This is a genomic window from Rhizobium sp. Leaf384 (assembly GCF_001424065.1).
Classification (GTDB): Bacteria; Pseudomonadota; Alphaproteobacteria; order Rhizobiales; family Rhizobiaceae; genus Ferranicluibacter.
On sequence record NZ_LMQE01000001.1, the window covers coordinates 1,763,304 to 1,783,976 of the forward strand.

The 20,673-nt window shown below is 63.4% G+C and carries 19 protein-coding genes; 8 read left to right on the forward strand and 11 right to left on the reverse strand.

Annotated features, from left to right (window positions below):
• Positions 1-19: 19 nt before the first annotated feature.
• From ASG25_RS08130 to nagA, 4 genes are read left to right on the forward strand one after another with little or no spacing between them, the layout of a single operon-like run.
• Entirely contained in the window at positions 20-919 is a 900-nt protein-coding gene (locus ASG25_RS08130; protein WP_062471665.1) for a BadF/BadG/BcrA/BcrD ATPase family protein, read from the forward strand.
• Entirely contained in the window at positions 916-1,680 is a 765-nt protein-coding gene (locus ASG25_RS08135; protein ID WP_062471668.1) for a GntR family transcriptional regulator, read from the forward strand. The genes ASG25_RS08130 and ASG25_RS08135 overlap by 4 nt, the downstream gene beginning before the upstream one ends.
• A gap of 52 nt (positions 1,681-1,732) precedes the next feature.
• Positions 1,733-2,764, forward strand: coding sequence for an SIS domain-containing protein (locus tag ASG25_RS08140; protein WP_062471673.1), 1,032 nt, complete (start codon positions 1,733-1,735; stop codon positions 2,762-2,764).
• Positions 2,761-3,936 (forward strand): N-acetylglucosamine-6-phosphate deacetylase, encoded by a 1,176-nt coding sequence (gene nagA / locus ASG25_RS08145; RefSeq protein ID WP_062471676.1) that lies wholly within the window; start codon positions 2,761-2,763, stop codon positions 3,934-3,936. The genes ASG25_RS08140 and nagA overlap by 4 nt, the downstream gene beginning before the upstream one ends.
• A 24-nt stretch (positions 3,937-3,960) precedes the next feature.
• Here nagA and ASG25_RS08150 read toward each other — a convergent pair whose 3' ends face one another.
• Genes ASG25_RS08150 through ASG25_RS08160 form a run of 3 tightly spaced genes read right to left on the reverse strand, consistent with a single transcriptional unit; the run spans position 3,961 to position 6,943 of the window.
• Positions 3,961-4,674 (reverse strand): copper homeostasis protein CutC, encoded by a 714-nt coding sequence (locus ASG25_RS08150; RefSeq protein WP_062471679.1) that lies wholly within the window; start codon positions 4,672-4,674, stop codon positions 3,961-3,963.
• Entirely contained in the window at positions 4,671-5,582 is a 912-nt protein-coding gene (locus ASG25_RS08155; RefSeq protein WP_062471682.1) for an ROK family protein, read from the reverse strand. The genes ASG25_RS08150 and ASG25_RS08155 overlap by 4 nt, the downstream gene beginning before the upstream one ends.
• The gene (locus tag ASG25_RS08160) at positions 5,579-6,943 is read right to left on the reverse strand and encodes an amidase (protein ID WP_062471684.1); all 1,365 of its coding nucleotides are present in this window, start codon (positions 6,941-6,943) and stop codon (positions 5,579-5,581) included. The genes ASG25_RS08155 and ASG25_RS08160 overlap by 4 nt, the downstream gene beginning before the upstream one ends.
• A 187-nt stretch (positions 6,944-7,130) precedes the next feature.
• Here ASG25_RS08160 and ASG25_RS08165 point away from each other — a divergent pair, with 187 nt between their 5' ends.
• From ASG25_RS08165 to ASG25_RS08175, 3 genes are all read left to right on the forward strand, one after another.
• Positions 7,131-7,892 carry a sulfate transporter family protein gene (locus ASG25_RS08165; RefSeq protein ID WP_062472449.1) on the forward strand — a complete coding sequence of 254 codons (762 nt, stop codon included), beginning with the start codon at positions 7,131-7,133 and terminating at the stop codon, positions 7,890-7,892.
• Between the two features lie 409 nt (positions 7,893-8,301).
• Positions 8,302-9,267 carry an HD-GYP domain-containing protein gene (locus tag ASG25_RS08170; protein WP_062471687.1) on the forward strand — a complete coding sequence of 322 codons (966 nt, stop codon included), beginning with the start codon at positions 8,302-8,304 and terminating at the stop codon, positions 9,265-9,267.
• Positions 9,268-9,361: 94 nt separating this feature from the next.
• A complete protein-coding gene (locus ASG25_RS08175; RefSeq protein ID WP_062471690.1) occupies positions 9,362-10,183 on the forward strand; it encodes a bifunctional allantoicase/(S)-ureidoglycine aminohydrolase in 822 nt (273 codons plus the stop codon).
• Positions 10,184-10,340: 157 nt separating this feature from the next.
• Here the strand turns inward: ASG25_RS08175 and ASG25_RS08180 are convergent, their stop codons facing one another.
• The 8 genes from ASG25_RS08180 to ASG25_RS08215 form a co-directional block, all read right to left on the reverse strand.
• Positions 10,341-11,369 carry an oligopeptide/dipeptide ABC transporter ATP-binding protein gene (locus ASG25_RS08180; RefSeq protein WP_082475570.1) on the reverse strand — a complete coding sequence of 343 codons (1,029 nt, stop codon included), beginning with the start codon at positions 11,367-11,369 and terminating at the stop codon, positions 10,341-10,343.
• The gene (locus ASG25_RS08185) at positions 11,366-12,391 is read right to left on the reverse strand and encodes an ABC transporter ATP-binding protein (protein ID WP_062471693.1); all 1,026 of its coding nucleotides are present in this window, start codon (positions 12,389-12,391) and stop codon (positions 11,366-11,368) included. Before ASG25_RS08185 ends, ASG25_RS08180 begins: the two co-directional genes overlap by 4 nt.
• Before the next feature lie 4 nt (positions 12,392-12,395).
• Positions 12,396-13,367, reverse strand: a complete 972-nt coding sequence (locus tag ASG25_RS08190) for an ABC transporter permease (protein WP_062471697.1) — start codon at positions 13,365-13,367, stop codon at positions 12,396-12,398.
• A gap of 11 nt (positions 13,368-13,378) precedes the next feature.
• A complete protein-coding gene (locus ASG25_RS08195; protein WP_082479973.1) occupies positions 13,379-14,440 on the reverse strand; it encodes an ABC transporter permease in 1,062 nt (353 codons plus the stop codon).
• A gap of 114 nt (positions 14,441-14,554) precedes the next feature.
• Positions 14,555-16,252 (reverse strand): ABC transporter substrate-binding protein, encoded by a 1,698-nt coding sequence (locus ASG25_RS08200; protein WP_244479333.1) that lies wholly within the window; start codon positions 16,250-16,252, stop codon positions 14,555-14,557.
• A 59-nt stretch (positions 16,253-16,311) separates the two neighbouring features.
• Positions 16,312-17,205, reverse strand: a complete 894-nt coding sequence (locus ASG25_RS08205; RefSeq protein WP_062471700.1) for a proline iminopeptidase-family hydrolase — start codon at positions 17,203-17,205, stop codon at positions 16,312-16,314.
• A 22-nt stretch (positions 17,206-17,227) separates the two neighbouring features.
• Complete coding sequence (locus tag ASG25_RS08210; RefSeq protein WP_062471704.1) at positions 17,228-17,818, reverse strand: ANTAR domain-containing protein; 591 nt, start codon at positions 17,816-17,818, stop codon at positions 17,228-17,230.
• Complete coding sequence (locus tag ASG25_RS08215) at positions 17,815-18,966, reverse strand: transporter substrate-binding protein (RefSeq protein ID WP_062471707.1); 1,152 nt, start codon at positions 18,964-18,966, stop codon at positions 17,815-17,817. Before ASG25_RS08215 ends, ASG25_RS08210 begins: the two co-directional genes overlap by 4 nt.
• 376 nt (positions 18,967-19,342) lie before the next feature.
• Between ASG25_RS08215 and nhaA the strand changes: the two genes are divergently transcribed.
• The gene (gene nhaA, locus ASG25_RS08220; RefSeq protein ID WP_062472462.1) at positions 19,343-20,560 is read left to right on the forward strand and encodes a Na+/H+ antiporter NhaA; all 1,218 of its coding nucleotides are present in this window, start codon (positions 19,343-19,345) and stop codon (positions 20,558-20,560) included.
• The last annotated feature ends 113 nt before the right edge of the window (positions 20,561-20,673 follow it).

Here is a 20,673-nt window from a genome sequence, read left to right on the forward strand (position 1 = left end):
ATCAAGCCGGAGGTCATCCATGGGTCTTTATCGTGTTGGAATCGATGGTGGGGGTACGCGGTGCCGGGCAGCAGTGGCCGATGCGGACGGCCGTCTTCTCGGCCGTGGCATCAGCGGTGCTGCCAATATTCTCACCGATCCCGAAACCGCACTTGTCCATATCCGACAGGCAACAGAAGCGGCTTTCAAAGAGGCCGGACTTCCGCTGTCCGACATTTCCTCGGCTTATGCCGTTCTCGGTCTTGCCGGCAACAATGTCGCTGACGCCGTTTCCTTTATCGCCGCGCGTCTCCCCTTTGCCAAGGCGGACATCGTATCCGACGTCGTGATCGCGCTGCAAGGCGCACTCGGCGATCGCGACGGCGCCGTGGCGAGCCTCGGGACAGGCACCGTCTATTGCATGCGACAGGCCGGCACGATCTCCATGCTGGGCGGCCACGGCTTCAAGGTGGGCGATCTCGGCAGCGGGGCACGGCTGGGGCAAGGCCTTCTTCAGGAGGTGCTGCTTGCCCATGACGGCATCCAGCCCTCCTCGCCTCTGACCGAGGCGGTACTTGCGGAATTCGGCCATTCGCCCGAGGCTATCATCGCCTTTGCCCACGGCGCGCGCCCGGCCGATTACGGTCGCTATGCGCCGAGCATCTTTTCAGCCGCCGCGGCACACGATCCTGTCGCGATCGATCTCATCCGCGCCGCTGCGTACCGGATCGACCAGACGCTTGACGCCATCATTGCGCGCGGTGTCACAACCCTTTGCCTCGTTGGTGGCCTCGCGCCCCTTTACAGGCCCTGGCTGGCCGAGCGGGGCGACAACGTCTTCGCCGAACCGCTTGCCGACGCGCTGACCGGGGCTGTGGCTTTGGCGGTTCAAGGCGTTTTCACGGCAACATGTTCCAACCAGGCGGAGGCGGTGCAATGAGCGATCATCTGGCGCATCTCCTGCCGCTCGAGGGCCTCCAGGGCGCGGGTGCCGGCCCCTTGTATCTGAAGCTGCGCCAGTCTCTCGAAGACGCGATCCAGACGGGTCGGCTCAACCACGGCGATGCGCTGCCGCCGGAGCGCGACCTTGCCGAATATGCCCGCATCAGTCGCGTCACAGTGCGAAAAGCGGTGGATGATCTCGTGCGCGACGGACTTCTCGTGCGGCGTCATGGCTCGGGAACCTTCGTCGTCAAGCCGCTGGCCCGCGTCCAGCAATCCCTGTCCCGCCTGACCTCCTTTACCGAGGATATGGCGCGCCGCGGCCTGACCACGCGCGCTCAGTGGATCGAGCGAGGACTTTTTGCAGCCTCGCCGGACGAGATGATGACGCTCGGCCTGCCGGCCGACGCGCTTGTCGCACGGCTCGGGCGGCTGCGGATCGCCGACGACATGCCACTGGCTATCGAGCGGGCCAGCATCTCGGCGGAATTCCTGCCCGATCCGACGCAGGTCACGACCTCTCTCTATGCCGAGCTCGACAAGTCGCGCGCACGGCCGGTGCGCGCGGTGCAGCGAATCTCGGCCTGTGGGCTGAAGGATCCGGACGCCGCGATGCTGGGCGTCGCCAGCGGGTCGGCGAGCCTGTCGATCGAGCGTATCTCCTATCTTGCATCCGGCCGCGTGGTGGAGTTCACCCGCTCGCTCTATCGCGGCGATGCCTATGATTTCGTGGCTGAACTCAGCCTTTCCGACGCGTAAGCGGCGACACGCAAATGGCTCTCGAACAGAAGGGCCTTGAAGGACATGCCACATGACGACCGACCAGACCCATATGCGCCGTGAGATCAACGAGATCCCGGAAGCAGCCGCCCGTCTCCTCGACCGGTCCCGCGGTGCTCTCGATGCCGCAGGCGCCGCGCTTGCAGCACATGATCCGGCTTTCCTCGTGACCATCGCCCGAGGCTCGTCCGACCATGCCGCCTTGTTCCTGAAATATGCCATCGAGCTGACAACGGGACGCCCCGTCGCCTCTCTCGGCCCATCGCTCGCTTCGATCTACGGCGCGAAAATGGCGCTTTCAGGCGCCGGTTCGATCGCCATCTCCCAGTCCGGCAAGAGCCCCGACATCGTCGCCATGGCCGAGGCTGCGACCAGGGCCGGCGCCGTGACCATTGCGCTGACCAACACACTGCCGTCGCCGATCGCCGAAGCGAGCACCCATCCCGTGCACATCATGGCCGGCCCCGAGATCGCGGTTGCCGCAACGAAATCCTATGTGAACTCGATCATCGCCGGTCTCGCCGTGCTAGCGGCCTGGACGAAGGATGCAGCGCTCGAACATGCTGTGCGTGATCTGCCCACGCATCTCGCACGCGCGGTGACGCTCGACTGGAGCGCCCTCTTCGACGGGATCGGCACGTCGGATTCACTCTATGTGCTTGGTCGCGGGCCAGCGCTCGCCATCGCCAGCGAAGCCGCCTTGAAGTTCAAGGAAACGTCCGGCCTGCATGCCGAAGCCTATTCCGCCGCGGAGGTGCTGCACGGGCCGGTCGCGCTCGTAGAGAAGCGCTTTCCGGTTCTCGGTCTGGCCGCACGCGACGCGGCCGAAACCTCCGTCAGCGACATTCTCGACGATCTCGCCGCCAAGGGCGCACGGGCCTTTCTGACCGCCGATGCCCATGGCCGTGCCGCGCCGCTGCCCTTCGTTGCCACGGGGCATCCGCTGACCGACGCGCTCTGCCTTATTCTTCCCTTCTACGGCTTCGTGGAAGCATGGTCGCGCGCCAAGGGCTTCAACCCCGATCAGCCGGCAGCGCTGAAGAAAGTGACGGAAACGCGATGAACGCACAGCGCGACGACACGGCCTTCGCCGTTACCGGGGCCCGGATCTTCGACGGGCAGGACTGGCATGCCGGACAGGCTCTCCTTGTCGGTGACGGCGTCATCACCGGCATCGTCGCACCGGAGACGCTGCCGGAGGGACTGAAAACGGTTTCCGCCAAGGGCCATCTTCTGGTGCCCGGCTTCATCGACCTCCAGGTCAACGGCGGCGGCGGGGCTCTGCTCAACGACGCACCCAGCCTCGAAGTGATCCGCACGATGTGCGCCGCGCATGCACGTTTCGGCACGACCGCTCTTCTGCCGACGCTGATCACCGATACGCCGGACGTGCGCAGCCATGCGATATCGGCGGCACGGGAGGCACGGGCCGAGCGCGTCCCAGGCTTCATCGGCCTTCATCTCGAAGGCCCGCATTTGTCTGTCGCACGCAAGGGCGTTCACGACGCCGCCCTGATCCGGCCGATGGAAGCCGATGATCTTCACGTCGTTCTGGCCTGCGCCTCGCTGTTCGATGCCGTCATGGTCACGGTGGCGCCCGAGAATGTGACGCTCGAACAGGTTGCCGCCATGAGCAAGGCGGGCATTACCGTCAGCCTCGGCCATACAGCGGCCGACTACGAGACGGTAGCGACCTATGCGCTGGCCGGGGCCCGCACGGTCACCCATCTCTTCAACGCGATGAGCCCGCTCGGGCATCGCGAGCCCGGTTGCGTCGGTGCAGCGCTCGATCTCGGGACGCTCCATGCCGGGATCATCGCCGATGGGTTTCACGTCGATCCGGTCTCCATGGGCATCGCGCTGCGGGCTAAGGTCGGGCCAGGTCGTATCTTCCTCGTCACCGACGCAATGTCGACCATCGGCTCCGACCAGACCGGATTTCAGCTGAACGGGCGGCAGATCTTTCGCCGAGAGGGACGGCTGACGCTCGCCGACGGGACACTGGCAGGGGCCGACATCGACATGCTGTCTTCCGTGCGTTTCGTGCACCGAACGCTCGACGTGCCGCTCGGCGAGGCGATCCGGATGGCATCCGCCTATCCGGCAGACGCCATCGGCCTGTCCGCCACCAAGGGCCGGCTGCTGCCCGGGCTCGATGCGGACTTCGTTCTCCTGACGGAGGATCTCGACATGGTCGCGACCTATATCGATGGTCATGCGGTGTTTTCGGCCTGACAGCCGTCAGCTACCGACGGGGTGTCAGAGCGCGGCTTTCAGCGCCCGGACAACGGGGGCACTGGTTCGGCGCACGGTTTCCGGGGCGAAGCCGAGCTCGACCAGGCCGCGATCGGCGGTCGGCACGGGAGCGGAACAGGAGGCGTGAACCTCCAGGACGCCGGTGGCCAGCAGCGGCCCGATATTCGTCAACGAGACACCGGAGCCCGGCATGATCGACAGGCGCCCGCGCGCTTGGCCGACGAGATCGGCGATCGCCGCGATCCCCTTCGCCGCCGTCGTCTCGCCGCCCGAGGTAAGGATCCGCTCAAAGCCGAGATCGACGGCCGTCTCCAGGGCTGCTGCCCGATCGGGGACGAGGTCGAAGGCCCGGTGGAGCGTTCGTCCCATGCCATCGGCATGCTGCGCAAGACGGGCAAGGCTGGCAGAGTCGAGGCTGCGGTCGCCAAGGCTTGCGCCGAGAACGACGCCCGCCAGACCCGCCTGCCGCGCGGCGTCGATTTCCGCCTCCATCAGGGCGATTTCGGTTTCATCGAAGACGAAGTCGCCGGCGCGGGGACGGATCATCGCATAGACCGGCACGGCCATGCGAGCCGCCAGTTGCATGAGGCCGACCGACGGCGTCAGACCGCCCAGCGACAAAGCGGAGCAGAGCTCGACCCGGTCGGCACCGCCCTCGACAGCGGCCAGAAGGCCCGCTGCATCATCGACGCAGACCTCAAGCAGGATGGAGCTCATCGAGGTCCTCCATCAAGAGCGAGAAGGGCGGCACCGATCAGGCCGGGTTCGATCCGGCATTCTCCCGGCACGACCAGAGGACGATCGAACCTGCGCAGAATGCGGCTGCGGACGGTCCGGTCGATCGCCTCGACAAGCGGCGTGACGCCCGACAGCCCGCCGCCGACCGGCACGATGGTCGCACCGGTGATGTTGATCGCAAGCGCGAGGGGAGACGAGACAAGATCGACCAGAACCTCGATGGTCCGTGCGGCGTCCGGATCCCCGGCCTGCCAGCGCGCGGTGATGTCCTGGCTCGGCAGCGTCTCCTGGTGCAGCACCTTGTGAAGGCGCTCCATGCCACGGGCAGCGCCGATCGTATCGACGCAGCCGCTCTGGCCGCAGCCGCAGGCAAAGGCGGGAATGGCAACAGGCGGGCTCCCGGCCGTGGCGGCAACGGCCGGGCCATGGCCCCATTCGCCGGCAAAGCCGCCCTGGCCGTTGATCAGACGCCCGTCCGCGACGAGACCGCCGCCAACGCCGGTGCCGAGGATGATGCCAAAGACGACGCGATGCCCACGCCCGGCCCCGAGGCCGGCTTCGGCGAGCGCAAAGCAATCCGCATCATTGGCGATCAGCACCGGCATCCGGAGGCGGTCCCCGAGGTCACGCGCTAGCGGCCGCTGGTCCAGGCAAGGAATATTGGCGACCGTGATTGCCTGAGTGTCCGGATCGACCACGCCTGCAATCGACAAGGCGATCCGCGAGGGCCGGAAGCCGGCTTCCGTGAAGGCATCCTCCAGCACGCGCACGAAGGCATCGAAATCCTGCAGGGGCGTCGGCCGACGGGCCAAGGGGCGAATGTCCTGCGGCGCTGTAGCAACCGCACCCTTGATGGCCGAACCGCCAATATCGAAACAGACAATCATATGTCACCCCGGATGATGGGTTCGGCCGCGAGGGCCGCGGACAGGAGCCTGCGGTCCTCGCCCTGCGGCCCCGAAAGGAGGAATCCGACCGGCATCCCGGCGTCCCCCGTCCCACACGGGATGGAGATACCGCAGCCGTCGAGGAAATTGCCGACCAGCGTGTTGCGCAGCGTGCGGAAGTTTGTGTCCACGAACAGCGCGTCATCCGTCAGGAGCGGCGCGATGGGCGGGGCGACATGGGGCAGGGTCGGATGGGCAAGCAACGCGCGTGGGCCGAGCATGGCGGAAAACGCGGCAATCATGTCGCGGCGGGCGGCGGTGAGGGCGAGATAGTCGACCATGCCGGTCTTCTCGCCCATGCGCGTGCGCACCACGACCCTTGGGTCCATCCGCGCCGCATCCGGGCCGGCAAGCCGCTCGCGATGAAGCGCAAAAGCCTCGGCTGTCACAAGGGCGCCATGGCGGGCAGACAGTTCGAAGACCTCGGCAAAAAGCGGCACTGCCCGATGCTCGATGGAAACTCCGGCATCCGCCAGACGCGCGAGCGCCGCCTCGAAGGCTTCGACCACGGCGGGCTCTGCACCGTCGAACATAACCGTCCGGGGCACCACGAGCGTCAGCCCTTCTACCTCTCCGCGGTCGATCTCCGGATGGACGAGACCGCGCATGGCGGCGTCCACCCAGACGGCGTCCTGCACCGTCCGGCAGAGAGGGCCGAGCGAGTCGAGGCTCGCGGCCAGCGGGAACACGCCCTTCATGGCATACCGGTCGCGTGTCGCCTTATAGCCGACGATCCCGTTGAGGGCTGCGGGAATGCGGATCGAACCGCCGGTGTCGGTCCCGATCGCAACCGGCACGAGGCCTGAGGCCACGGCGACAGCCGAGCCGGAGGAGGAGCCGCCGGGAATACGCGGCACATCCGTCGAGGCCGCATTGGCCGGCGTGCCGTAATGTGGATTGATTCCGAGCCCGGAAAACGCGAACTCGCTCAGATTGGTCCGCCCGACGCTTACCATGCCGGCGGCGGCAAGCGCCGCGACGACGGCCGCATCCTTAGGTGCCGGTCCATGATCGAGGACGATCGAGCCTGCCCGTGTGACGGCACCTTCGGTATCGAACAGATCTTTCCAGGCGACCGGCACGCCATCGAGAAGACCAAGCGAGCGGCCGGCCCGGAGCCGCAGACGGGCCGCCCCGGCTTCCTTCAGCGCACGCTGGCCGAGAACCTCGGTGAAAATTGCCGGATCGGCCGAAGCGATCCGATCGAGGACCGCTTCCGTCAACGCGATCGGATCGAGAGCGCCGCTCTGGAGAAGAACCGCAAGGCTGGCGACAGAGAGATCCGTCCTGATATCGTTCATGGCTCGCTCCGACGACATGGCTGACCTCTCCTACTGCATTCTCGCGAAAACCAAAATCGGCCGGTGCGATTTCTGCACCACGGGTCGTCCGGCAGACGGTCTTAACCGCGAGCGCCTTGCGGCCACCGGCAAGGCACTCTACATCATCTGTTGCGCTGCAGCATGCGCGTGTACCTGGAGCCGCCGGATGATCTTTCACGCTGCCCGCCTGTCGTTGGCCAATCTTTTTGCGCCGGAGACGCGCGCTGCGTTCTGGAAAACGCTGGGCCTCACCATCCTTGCTCTCGTGCTGCTCTGGCTGGGCCTTCGCGAGAGCTTCGTCTATTTCGTCGCTCCGCTCGTTACAGAGATGCTCCCGGGCACGCCGGAATGGGCCGGTTGGCTCACGTTCATTCTCATCATCCTCGCCAGCATCGGGCTGGCGCTCGGGCTTGCCTTGCTGCTCGCCCCCGTGACGGCGCTGATCGCCGGACTGTTCCTCGATGACGTTGCCGACGTCATCGAAACCCGGGATTATCCGAATGAGCCTGCCGGCCGGTCCCTGCCGATGGGAGAAGCCATTCGCGGGACGCTGAAATTTCTCGGTGTCGTGATCGTCGGCAACGTGATTGCACTGTTCCTGCTGCTGGTACCCGGCATCAACCTCGTCGCTTTCTTCCTCGTCAACGGCTACCTGCTCGGGCGGGAGTTCTTCGAGTTCGCCGCCATGCGGTTTCGGCCGCCCGAGGAAGCCCGGGCTTTTCGCGCCAAACATCGCACGACGATCTTCATGGCGGGCCTTCTGTTGGCTGCCTTCCTCGCGGTTCCGGTTCTCAACCTTCTCACCCCGCTCTTTGCAGCCGGGTTGATGGTGCATTTGCACAAGGCGCTTTCCGCTCGCGATCCCGAATTCGGCTATCCCCGCATTCGCCCCTCGGTACGTCCGCCGCTGCCAAGCGCACCGCGCTGAGCAGAGCCCATAGAAGGCCTGAAGGCCGAGCACGGCGAAACCATGCTCGACAGAGCGAATCATCGCCAGAGCCGGTCGATGTCTTTCGTCCCTGACGGAATGGTCGGAGGATTGTAAGATGTCCTGCTCATCAGGATGGAAAGCGGCAATTTATAAGAACCAGTCGCTGCTATAACAACCTTGAAGAGCAAACCCTCACTATTCACTGTCCGCCGTCTTTTTTTGTTTTTTTACAATACGAAAATAGAATAAAACCAGAGGTTCTATTTTCGGCTTAGTAATGTCTTAAAAATGTTTGGCTATAAGAACGTGTGGTCCCGGCACGTGCGGGCAGAAAGACAGCATTTGCTTGCTTGCCGGTGCATTGTCGAGGAGAGGCATGTGCAGGGAGGCGGTGAGGAACAGCGGCATGGTGAAACGTATCGAGAGGCACGAGGCTCGGATCGGCATGTTCATCGAGTCGCTCGAGGGATCCTGGCAGGATAACCCGATCGGCCAACGCCGCTTCCTTTTGACCACCGATAGCGAGGTCGACCTTATCAGGAACAGCCGGATCACCGGTATCTACATCAACCTTGCCAAGGGCGTTGACGTTGATGGCGCCAGTCGTACCCCCGGCAGCGGACTGTCGCGAAGCACTGCGCCGCGGAAGCGATCCCTCGAGGAGGAACGCAAAGCAACCGCCAAGGTCGTCCAGGCCTCGGTCAAGCGTCTCGAAGGCACGTTCGATCGGAGCCGCAGCGGCGAGCCGATCAGCATTGAGAGCGTCTCCAGGATCGTCGGTGACATTTCCAACCAGATTGGCGACAGCCCTGCCATCCTGCTCGACATCACCCGGCTGAAGTCCAAGGACAAGGTCACATTTGTCCATTCCGTCGCCGTCTCGGCGCTCCTCGTCCATTTTGCGCGGCACCTGCAGTTCGAGGAACCGCTCGTAAGGGTGCTTGGCTTTGCGGGTCTCGTGCACGATATCGGCAAGCTGGCGATCCCGACCGCGATCCTGAACAAGAACAGCGCCCTTACGGCGGAGGAGCGCGACGTCATCATGCAGCACCCGGCCGTCGGCCACGATATTCTCAAGCGGCAAGGCAACCTGCCCGGCGTCGTGCTCGATATCTGTCGCCACCATCATGAGCGCATGAACGGCAAGGGGTATCCGGATGGCGTGCCCGCCGCCGACCTTTCGGTCTACGTCCGGATGAGCACGATCTGCGACGTCTACGAAGCCGTGACCTCGGTCCGGCCCTACAAGAAGCCGTGGTCGTCCGCTATGGCGCTGTCCTGGATGCTGCAGCATGGCGATCATTTCGATCTTCAACTGCTCTGGAAGTTCATCCTCAGCCTGGACACGGAACTGACCCGAGGCCTGTCCTGAAAACCCGACCGGTAACGGTGAAGAAAAGTCTCTCTTTCCCGGCCGGACCGCTCTAAGGTATCGCTGTCACAATCAGACGGATACCAGCAAGCCGATGAAGAATACGCGTCTCTTTTCCAACATGGGTGGCCTGCCGGGCCAAAGCGAACTCCTCTCCAGCAAGGCGGTGTTCACCACTGCCTATGCGGTCATCCCCGGTAGCGTCATGCGCGACATCGTCACCAGCGTTCTGCCACACTGGACGGGAACACGGGCTTGGATCATCTCGCGTCCCCTGACCGGCTTTTCCGAAACCTTCTCGCAATACATCATGGAGGTGGCGCCCGGCGGCGGCAGCGAAAGGCCGGAGCCCGATACGCGCGCTTCCGCCGCCATCTTCGTGGTGGATGGAGAGATGGTCATGACCTTCGAGGGCGAGGAAAAGGCGCTGCGGACAGGCTCCTTTGCCTATCTTCCTGCCGGTCGTGCCTGGACGCTGAAGAACACGGGTGATGTGCCCGCAAAATTCCACTGGGTGCGCAAGGCGTTCGAGGTGGTCGATGGGCTCGAAGCGCCACCTGCCGTCTTTACCCATGAGAACGATTGCGCGATCAGCGCCATGCCAGATACCGACGGCCGATGGGCGACGACACGCTTTCTCGACCCGGAAGACGTCCGCTACGACATGCACCTCAACATCGTCACCTTCGAGCCGGGCGCCGTCATTCCCTTCCTCGAGACACACGTGATGGAACATGGGCTCTACGTCCTCGAAGGCCGGGCGGTGTATCGGTTGAACGAGGATTGGGTCGAGGTGGAGGCCGGTGACTACATGTGGCTGCGTGCCTTCTGCCCGCAGGCCTGCTATGCCGGCGGTCCCGGACGTTTCCGCTATCTGCTCTACAAGGACGTCAACCGGCACACCAAGCTCTGGTAGCCTGACGCAGACCGATCTCTCCGCTTCAGGACCAGCCGTCACGTCAACGGCAGATGCCTAAAGCGCGATGCGTGAAAAGGGTCCACAACGCGCTTTCAGGTCTTGTTGTGATGCATGTCGTTTCCCGAAACCGCTGCACACTTTCAGGCGACATGCATTAGCCGAGCGGAAAATGACACGCGACCTGACGCTCGGTGGAGAGGGCCGCGAGCACCGGGCGGACCTGCCGGCAGATATCCTGAGCCTGCGGGCAACGTGTCGAGAACTTGCAGCCGGTCGGCGGATCGAGAGGACTTGGGATTTCGCCCGAGAGCAGGATGCGTTCGCGACTGCCGCGATTGTGCGGTTGAGGAATGGCCGAGAGCAAAGCCTGCGTGTACGGGTGGCTCGGACGCGCGTAGAGCGCATCGGTCTCGCCCGTCTCGACAATGGAGCCGAGATACATGACCGCAACGCGGCTCGAGACCTGGCGGACGACGGCGAGGTCATGGGCAATGAAGACGTAGGTAAGATCGAGCCTTTCACGAAGGTCGCTGAACAGATTGACGATCTGGGCCTGTACCGAGACATCGAGCGCCGAGACCGGTTCATCGGCGACGATCAGCTTCGGCTCCACCGCCAGCGCCCGGGCAATGCCGATACGCTGGCGCTGGCCGCCGGAAAATTCGTGGGGATATCGATCGAGATATTCTCGGCGCAGGCCAACGAGGTCCATGAGTTCCAAGAGACGTTGTTCGATGCCGGCGCCTTCTCGGATTCTGTGAACCTTCAGCACTTCGGCCAGCACGTCGCGCACACGGCGACGAGGATTGAGCGATGCCGAGGGATCCTGGAAGATCATCTGGACGTTGCGGCGCATCGGCTTCAGCGCGCGTGCATCCGCCCTTGTGATGTCGACACCTTCAAAAGTCAGCGTGCCCCCATCAATGTCGTAGAGGCGCGTGAGGCAGCGGCCGAGCGTGGATTTTCCGCTGCCGGATTCGCCGACGAGACCCAGCGTCTCTGCCGGAAAAACATCGAGACTGATCGCATCGACAGCGTGGAGCGTCCGGCCCGAGCCGGGCCTGAGGGTTCGCCCGACGGTGAAGGTCTTGACGAGCGACCGTGCCGACATCAGCGGAGTGTCCGATGCAGAGGCGGCTTCCGAAGCTGCGGACGCGGGTTTCGAAAGGTCGGGCGGCATCATGCAAGTTCCTCGGCAGACAGGACGGTGCGGCGGAGTGCTGCACGCTCCGGCTCCTCCAGGACGCACAAAGCGGCCTGCGTGCCGATCTTGCGCAATGGCGGGCGCTCCAGACAGGCGGCCCGGGCAAAAGCGCAGCGCGGCGCAAAACCGCACCCCTCCCCGATCCTGTCGGGCGTCGGCGGCATGCCCGGAATGGACTTCAGCCGGGCGAGACGCGGACCGGCCAGAGGCGGGATCGAGCCCATCAGGCCCCAGCTATAGGGGTGGAGCGGGCTTTCGAACATCGCTTCGGTCTCGCCCCGCTCGACGATGCGTCCTGCATACATCACGGCAACGCGGTCGGCCACTTCGGAGACGACGCCCATGTCGTGCGTGATCAGAATGATGGCGGAGCCGAAATCCTTGCGCAGACGCAGCAGCAGATCGAGAACCTGCGCCTGCACGGTCACGTCGAGCGCCGTGGTGGGCTCGTCCGCTACCAGAAGCGCGGGATTACAGGAAAGCGCCATGGCAATGACGGCGCGCTGGCGCATGCCGCCGGAGAGCTGATGGGGATACCGGTCCACGGCTTCCTGCGGGTTGGACAGGCCCACCTCGCCCAGAAGCTCGACAGCGCGTTTTCTAGCCGCCCTGGCAGAGATCCTCTCGTGAGCACGGATCTGCTCTGCGATCTGCCAGCCGATCGTATAAACCGGCGTCAGCGCCGTCATGGGATCCTGCGAGATGAGACCGATTTCCCGGCCGCGGATGCTGCGCAGTTCGCCGGGGCTCAGATCGAGAATGCCGCGTCCACGGAAGGACACCATACCGTTGACCCGCGTGGTCTTGCGGTCGTGGAGCCCGAGCAGCGACAGCAACGTTACCGACTTGCCGGAGCCGGACTCGCCGACGATCGACAGGATTTCGCCTTCCCGCACGGAGAAAGAGACATCGCGCACCGCCGTGACCGGCCCGCGGTCGGTGGCGAAGGCGACCGTAAGGCCGTTGACGTCAAGGAGGATGGGTTTTTCCACAAAGGTCATGGCTTCAGCTTTCCCGCACACGCGGATCGATGAGGACGTAGACGACATCGACGAGCGCATTGGCCAGAACCACGAAGAACGAGGCATACATGACGGTACCAAGGACCATGGGCAGATCGAGGTTGAGCAGCGCCTGGTAGGTCAGCCGCCCGACGCCGTTCAAGCCGAACACGACTTCGGTCAGCAAGGCCGAGCCGCCAACAAGCACGCCGAAATCCAGGCCGAACATGGTGACGAAGGGGATCAGTGAGGTGCGTAGCGCGTGACGGACCATCACGCGCGCAGGGCTCAGCCCCTTGGCACGCGCGGTGCGGATGAAGTCCTCCTGATAGGCCTCTACCAGATTGGCGCGCAGGACCCGTCCATAGATGCCGATGTAGAGAGCGGCAAGCGTGAACCAGGGGATGAGCAGTGTCTTGAACCAGCCCCAGGGATCGGTGAGCAGCGGCTTGTAGCCGAGAGAGGGAACCCAGGAAAACAGGATCGTATCGTGAAACCGGCTCTGGGTAACGAGATTCATGACCTCTCCCAGCCAGTAGACCGGCATGGACACGCCGATGAGCGCAAGCACCATCAGACCGCGGTCGAGCAGCGTGTCGCGCGCGAGGGCTGCCACCACGCCCACGAGAATGCCGCCGACCACCCAGAGCACCGCAGCGCCGGCCACCAGCGAGAGCGTGACCGGAGCGGCTTGCGCAACGGCCGGCACGATGCGCAGCCCGCGATTGACGAAGGATGTGAGGTCCTGCGTGACGAACAGCCGGTTCATCATGATGACATACTGGACGGGCAGCGGCCGATCGAAGCCGAAATCCTTCCGGATCGCCTCTACCGTTTCCGGCGAGGCATTGCGCCCGGCGAGGCGCGCAGCCGGATCCGAACCCGGCGTGGCAAAGAAGATCAGGAAAACGAGGGCGGAGATGCCGATCATGACGAAAAGCATCTGGCCGAGGCGCTGGAGAACGGCAAAGAACATGGGCGTCCCTCTCAGGCCAGTTTCGTGCGCGGGTCGAGCGCATCGCGGATGCTGTCGCCGAGCACGTTCAGCGACAGAACGGTCAATGCGATGGCGATGCCCGGGGCCAGCGCGACCGCGGGGCGGGTGTAGAGCAGCGTTTGCCCGTCCTGAATGATCGTGCCCCAGCTCGCATCCGGCGCCTGCACGCCGATCGACAGGAAGGAAAGCGAGGACTCCGTGATGATGTTGAGCGCCATCATCAGTGGCACGAAGACGATGAGCATCGTGGACACGTTGGGCAGGATGTCGTTCACGAGAATGCGCCAGGCGGGAATACCGAGACCGGTGGCCGCCAGCACGAACTCGCTCCGCTTCAACGCCATCACCCGACCGCGGACGGGGCGCGCGACATAGGGAACATAGATGATGCCGATGATGACGATGGGCAGCAACAGGCTGTCTCCCGTGATCTCAAGCGGCCCGATGACGATGCCGTGCGACAGGAGCACGATGGAGAGCGATATCGCGAGAAGATAGACCGGGAAAGCCCAGAGGATGTCGAGGATGCGCGAGAGGATCTGGTCGGTGATGCCGCCGAAGAAGCCCGCGGTGATGCCGATGATCGCAGCCAGCACGAGACAGATGGCGGTCGCGGACGTGGCGATCAGAAGCGAGTTTCGCCCGCCGTAAAGAAGCCGGGCGGCGACGTCGCGCCCTTGGGTATCCGCTCCGAGGAAGTACTGCGTCCCGTAGGTCGGGCCGATCGGGGTAACGCCGAGACCGAGCCCCTCCGTGGACGCCTGCATCACCTTGACCCGCTTGCCATCGATCGTGATGCGGGCGGAGAGGTTTGAGCGGAACGGGTCGCTCGCGGCAACATATTCGGCATAAAGCGGTGCCGACAGACTGGAAAGGACCACAAGAATGAGCACGACGGCCGCGATGATCGTCGGCTTGTCGCGCCGCATGAGCAGCCAGGCCCGGCGCCAGGGCCCTGCCCCCGATCCCCGGACGGCGTCTTCCTCGAGATCAAGGGTCGGCACATCGGGAACGTAAGCTTCTGTGGAAGCGATGTCGGACGAGATGCTCATGACATGTCCTGCAGGCGTCTGGCGGCCGGGAACCGCGCGATCTTGGCGGGAATTTCCGGTGGCATGGGAAGAATACGCCCATGCCACCGGCATTGGCTGGTTCAGTGGCAGGAATTACTTCACCCAGGAGTGAGAAATGATCCAGCGGTTCTGCTTGTTGAAGACGTAGTTCCCAAGGCGGGCGGAGGTGAAGTTCACGCTCTTCGGCGTAAAGAGCGGGGCAATGGGCGCCTGTTCCATGAACCCTTTGTCCACGTCGGCCCAGATGGCGTTTGCGGCGTCCTGATCGGTGAGCGCCTTGGTCATGGCCTGCTTCATCCTGGCGTCCAGCTCCTTGTTGCAGTAGCCGGCAATGTTGATAGAGGCATCAGACCCCTTGTTGAACGAACTGCAGGACAGCAGCACATTCAGGAAGTTGGAGGCAGCCGGATAGTCCTGGTACCACTGGCTGACGCTGATCTGGACGTTGTTGTTGGTGTTCTGGATATAGGTGAACTGGATGTTCGGCGAGATCGCCTTCATCGAGGCGTCGTAGCCGAGTTCGGTCAGGACGCTGGCGATATAGGTGCCAATGCCCCGCGCGACGGCATTGTCCTCGGCGATCACCGTGACCTTCTGGCCTTTGGTTCCACTCTCGTCCACCAGCGCCTGCGCCTTCTCCATGTCCGGTTCGGACCAGGTTTCGCCCGGCGACTTCGTATAGAGGCAGCTGTCGACGTGGCCCGGGAAATCCGGCGGCAGGATCTGGCAGACCGGCTGGCCGAGAACGTCGCCGCCGAAAAGGCCGACCAGCGCATCGCGGTCCAGCGCATAGTTGACCGCCTGGCGAACCTTCACATTGTCGAAAGGCGCAAGGTTGGTGTTCATCGGCGCGTACCAGAACGCAGCCAGAGGATCGATATGGACCTGGCTGGCATATTTCGCACCGATTTCGGGCAGGCGATCGGAAGGCGGCGTGTCGAACATCCAGTCGATCTGGCCATTGATAATGGCGTTGATCGCCGCTTCCTCGGTCAGGCCGAACTTGTAGACGACCTCGTCGGCATAGCCGTCCGGCTGGGCATCGACGCTCCATTCCTTGAAAGAGGGGTTACGTTTCAGCACCATTTCCGAATTTGGGTCGTAGCTGGCGATCATATAGGCCCCAGTGCCCGGGATCGGCGTCGTGCCGGCATCGGTAAGAGGCGTATCGGCCGGCACGATCGAGGCGTGCGGGACAGCAAGCTTCGAAAAGATTTCGGCGTCCGGCGCGACAAGATTGATGGTCACCGTACCGGCCGCGTCGTCGCCGGTCACGCCGCCTTCAAGCGTGCAGGACGCGGCGTCGGCGATGCATTTGTCGGCGCCGACAATGCCGTTGTAGAAGCTGCCCGTCGTCGGTCCCTTGATCTTGAAGATGCGCTGGAACGAGGCCACGACGTCTGAGGGAGTGACCTCCTTGCCGTTCGAGAACTTGATGCCCTTGCGGATCTTGAAGACATAGGTCTTGCCGTCGTTCGTCGGCTTCGGCACCTCCTCGGCGAGTGCGGGCACGATCTCGAACCCCTCGGCGCCGCCTGCCTGTTTGAACTTGACGAGACCATCATAGGTCATCTGGAAAATCTGCCAGAACTGGGCCGTGTAGTTGATCATCGGATCAACGGTGCCGGCAGCCGAGACGGCGGCAAGCGTAATGGTTCCGCCGCGATGCGCGCTCATAAGGGCCGCACGATCCTGCGCCACGGCGACGCCGCCAAGCGCCGTTTGGGCGAGGAGGCACGTCGCGAGCATCGCGCCTGCCTGTCGGGTAAGCTGTTTCAGATGCATGGTCATGATCGTCGTTCCCTTGTTTGATGCGGTGGCGTTTCCTGCAGTCGGTTGCTGTGTCGATCTCAAGGTGCCTTTTCCTCAAGAAAGACCTTCACGACGGCCATCGTCTCCTGCCGTTCCTCGACATGCGGCATGTGGCTGGACCGTTCGAAAATCGTCCAGCGCACGTCGGGGATCTCATCGGCATAGGGTTGAACGCAGGCTTCCGTCGCTTCGTCGAACCGGCCGGAAATGAGGAGCGTCGGCACCGCAATGGTGGACAGCCGCCCGACGATCGACCAGTCTTTCATCGTGCCGATGACATGAAACTCGTTAGGACCGTTCATCGTGTGGTAGACGGTCGGATCCGCTGCAATCGCATCGAACGTGCGCTGGACCTCCGGCGGCATGGGCACGACGCGGCAGACATGTCGCTGGTTGAAGACGTCGGTCGCCGCCATGTAATCCGCGCTGTCCGTCGTTTCCGCCTGCTCGTGCTTCAGCAGCGTTGCCTGCACGGCCTCGGGCAACTCCCGGCGCAGCCGGTTGGCCTCCGAAATCCAGGTATGCATGGACGCCGGCGAATTGGCGATGATGAGCGCCTTCAGGCCCTCCGGCTGATCGACGGCAAATTCCGCGCCGAGCATGCCGCCCCATGACTGTCCGAGCAGGCAGTAGGCCTGGCGGATCCCGAGGTGATCAATCAGGTTGTGAAGCTCGGCCTTGAAGAAGGGCACGGTCCAGAAATCTGCGCCTTTTTCCGGAAGATGGGTCGACTGCCCGTTTCCGATCTGGTCGTAATGGATGACAGCGCGGCCCGTCCCGGCAATGTCCTTGAAACTGTCGACATAATCATGCGTGCAGCCCGGGCCGCCATGTGCAACGATCAGAGGCGGCTTTGGCGACGACAGGTCGCCGGTCACCCGATACCAGGTCTGATAGTCGCCATAGGGCGCGAAACCCTCGATGATGTCCATTTTATCCCTCTCCTCGTTCTTTTCAGGCACCGCTGCGGGTGCGCTTGTCGTTGCGGCAAATGGCTTCCGCCGCGTCTTCGATGGTCATGCCCCAATTCATGGCAACCGAGCGCAGGTGCTTCCACGCCGCAGCCTCGTTGCCGCCTTCGTTCTGGAGCAGGTGCAGAATGGCGCGGACGACAATGGGCCGCTGACGCAGCCGATCCTCCAGCACGCGGATGTCATCGGCCTGGGCACGAACCTGCTGATAGGCATGTGCCGCGATGAGCAACGCGCTATAGGCGCCGGTCGACCCGATCGGCTTGAGCAGATGCGCGTTGGAGCCCTGGTCCAGCGCCCATTCGATCCGTCCGGGCGCTTCCGAGCCGATCAGCGCGATGATGGGCATGGGGGCAAGACCCCGCGGCCAGGGAAACTGTCCGTCATGTCCCATGTCGGCATCGAAGAAAACGACGTCGGCTGTTGCCTGCGCCTCATCGAGATGCGGCCAGCAGACCGTCACCCGGATCTGCAGGAGTTCGAGCTGGCGTCGAAGTGCGTCCACGAGAGGATGCTCCCGATGCAGGATCACGGCATGCCATTCTGCAAGGGGCGGCCGAATGCGACGCGTCATTTGACCACCTTCAGGGTGGCGGGAACGACCGGTGGATCGGACCTCTGTCCGGCATGCACGAGAAAAGGATCGGCAACGACGGCTTCCTCGGCGCTTTGAAGCAGTGTGAAGCCGCCCGTCTCATCGGACAGACCCAAATGCGGCCGCAGCGCTGCATGATGCGTTTTCCGGTCGATCCGAATAGGCCCGGCCGGCGTGTCGAAGCTTCGGGCGGTTATGATCTTGCAGATCGCGTCCGGCGCGTCGGTGCCCGCGTCTGAAATGGCGCGTGTCAGGATCGACATCGCCGTATAGGCCGACAGGAAGGGCGTGGTGATGCGTCGTTCGGAACCGTGTCGCTCCGTCATGCGCGCCTTGAATGCCCTATTTTCCGGCGTTTCCAGTCGATCGAAATAGATCGAGGTGGAAAGATGTCCGTGGCGGGCAAAGGTGGGGAGGCCTTCGAGATCGATTTCCGACATGTTGCAGGCGACGATCGGCGGCGCGCCCGTCGTGTTTTTTCGGTATTCGCCATAGGCGGAAATGAAAGCGCTCGCGGACTGGCCGACCAGGTTGCTCAGGATGAAATCCGGCTTCTTCTGGCTTATCTCGGCGATAAGGTGATCAACCTCGGTCGAGCCGAGCGGAACGTAGCGGTCCGAGACAATTTGCCCGCCGAATGATTCCGTGCGTTCACGGGCAATGCGGCTGATTTCCCAGCCCCAAATATAGTTGGATCCGACGATAAAGGCCCGCCGCCCGTAGCGCGGCAGGACATGGTCGAACAAGGGCAACAGATGCTGGTTCGGGCAGGCACCAAGATAGACGGCGCTGTCGCTCGCCTCGTAGCCTTCATAGGGAAAGGCATACCAGAGAAGCGCGCCATGCCGTTCGACAACGGGAAGAACCTCCTTGCGGCTCCAGGACGTTATCGTGCCGATGATATGGCGACACTGGCGCGTCCGGATCGCAGCGTCTGCGAGAACGGCGTAGTCTTCGGCACGACCGCCCGGATCATCGATCATGGCGACGATCGAAAAGCGGGAGGCGTTGTCCATGTTGACCTCTGCAATGGCCGCCATCGCTCCGTCCACCGCGTCCCGGCCGAGAGCCGCATAGGGCCCTGTGGTCGAATACAAGATGGAAACAGGAATGGCGGTGCGGCTCATCGCTGCTGCACCCCCAACCGGTCATTGCGCCTGCTCGTCTGGTTCAAGATCAATCACCCCTTACCGGCGTCCCAGCATGATGACGGGTCAAAGAGGCGTCCGGAAACAAAAAAGCCCCGAGTCGCGGAAAGCGATTTTCGGGGCTCTGTTGCCGTCGGCGTCTTCCGCCAGGATTAAAGCGAAGCTACGCTCAGGACCGAATACAGTCAATCTGAAAATCTGCTTGTTTTTTGGTCATTCACCTTGCTGTTTCCCGAAAAGACTGGTTCTCCAGCACGCCGGCCGGTATAAGACATGCGGGCGTGTGCTGCGTGCGCCCTCGGCTTCCCGAAAACCTACGGAGATGATGTCCAACCTTTTTCGAGGTGCCAAACCCATGAGCAAACATTCCGCCTCCCTCGTCTCCAAAGGCCGTATCCAGTCCACCGTCCGCGCGTTTCTCGACAATGAAACGTCGAGTGGCCTTCTGCTGATGGGCATCGCGCTGCTTGCCATTCTCACGGCGAACTCCCCCCTGGCAGAGGCCTATTTTGGCGCCCTGCACATCACGATCGGGCCCTTGAGCCTTCAGCACTGGATCAACGACCTGTTGATGGCCGCCTTTTTCCTGCTGGTCGGACTTGAGATCAAACGCGAGCTTCTCGATGGGCAGCTCTCGACCTGGAGCCGACGCATTCTTCCCGGTGCCGCCGCTGCGGGCGGCATGGCGATCCCTGCATTGATCTACATCGCCTTCAACTATCGTGATCCCGTGGCCGTGCATGGCTGGGCTGTTCCGTCCGCGACGGATATCGCCTTTGCGCTCGGAGTCCTCTCGCTGCTGGGCCCGCGCGTGCCGGCATCGCTGAAAATCTTCCTGGCCGCACTCGCGATCATCGATGACCTCGGCGCCGTTGTGATCATCGCTCTGTTCTACACGTCGGGCATGAACGTGATGGCACTCGGCGGGGCCGCCTTGGTGATCGGTGCGCTGATTGCCCTCAACCGAACCGGCGTGCAGCGCCTTCTGCCCTATCTCGCCTTGGGCGCGGTGCTCTGGATACTCGTCTTCGCATCAGGCGTCCATGCGACACTCGCGGGGGTCATCCTTGCGCTTACGATCCCGATCCGCCGTACGCCCGGCACGCCGGAAGCCACTCCGGACACCTCGCCCCTGCACCGGCTGGAGCATGCTCTCCACAAGCCTGTTGCCTTCATCATCGTGCCGATCTTCGGTTTTGCGAATGCCGGCGTGTCGTTCGCGCACATCACCCTTTCCACGCTCGCTGAACCGGTCACACTCGGCGTCGCGATGGGGCTGGTGCTTGGAAAGTGCATCGGCGTGTTCGGAACCGTCTTCATCCTGGTGAAGATGAATCTTGCGGATCTTCCGGCGAAGGCGAGCTGGGGCCAGACCCTCGGCGTTTCGCTGGTCTGCGGCATCGGCTTTACCATGAGCCTCTTCATCGGCCTCCTGGCCTTTTCCGATCCCGACATGCAGGACCGCGTCAAGGTGGGCATTCTCATCGGCTCGCTGATCGCGGGCCTGCTCGGCTACACGATCCTGCGCATCACCAACCGGCGCGCGCCGGTGGTAGGCGTCCAAGGGGCCTGAGACGAGGGGACTGGAACGTCGGAGCCTTGCCGCAAGCCTTCCGATGGGCGTGCGGCAGGCAAGATCGGAAGGATCTCCTAGAAGACACAGATGGTTGCCGCGCCCATCCGACG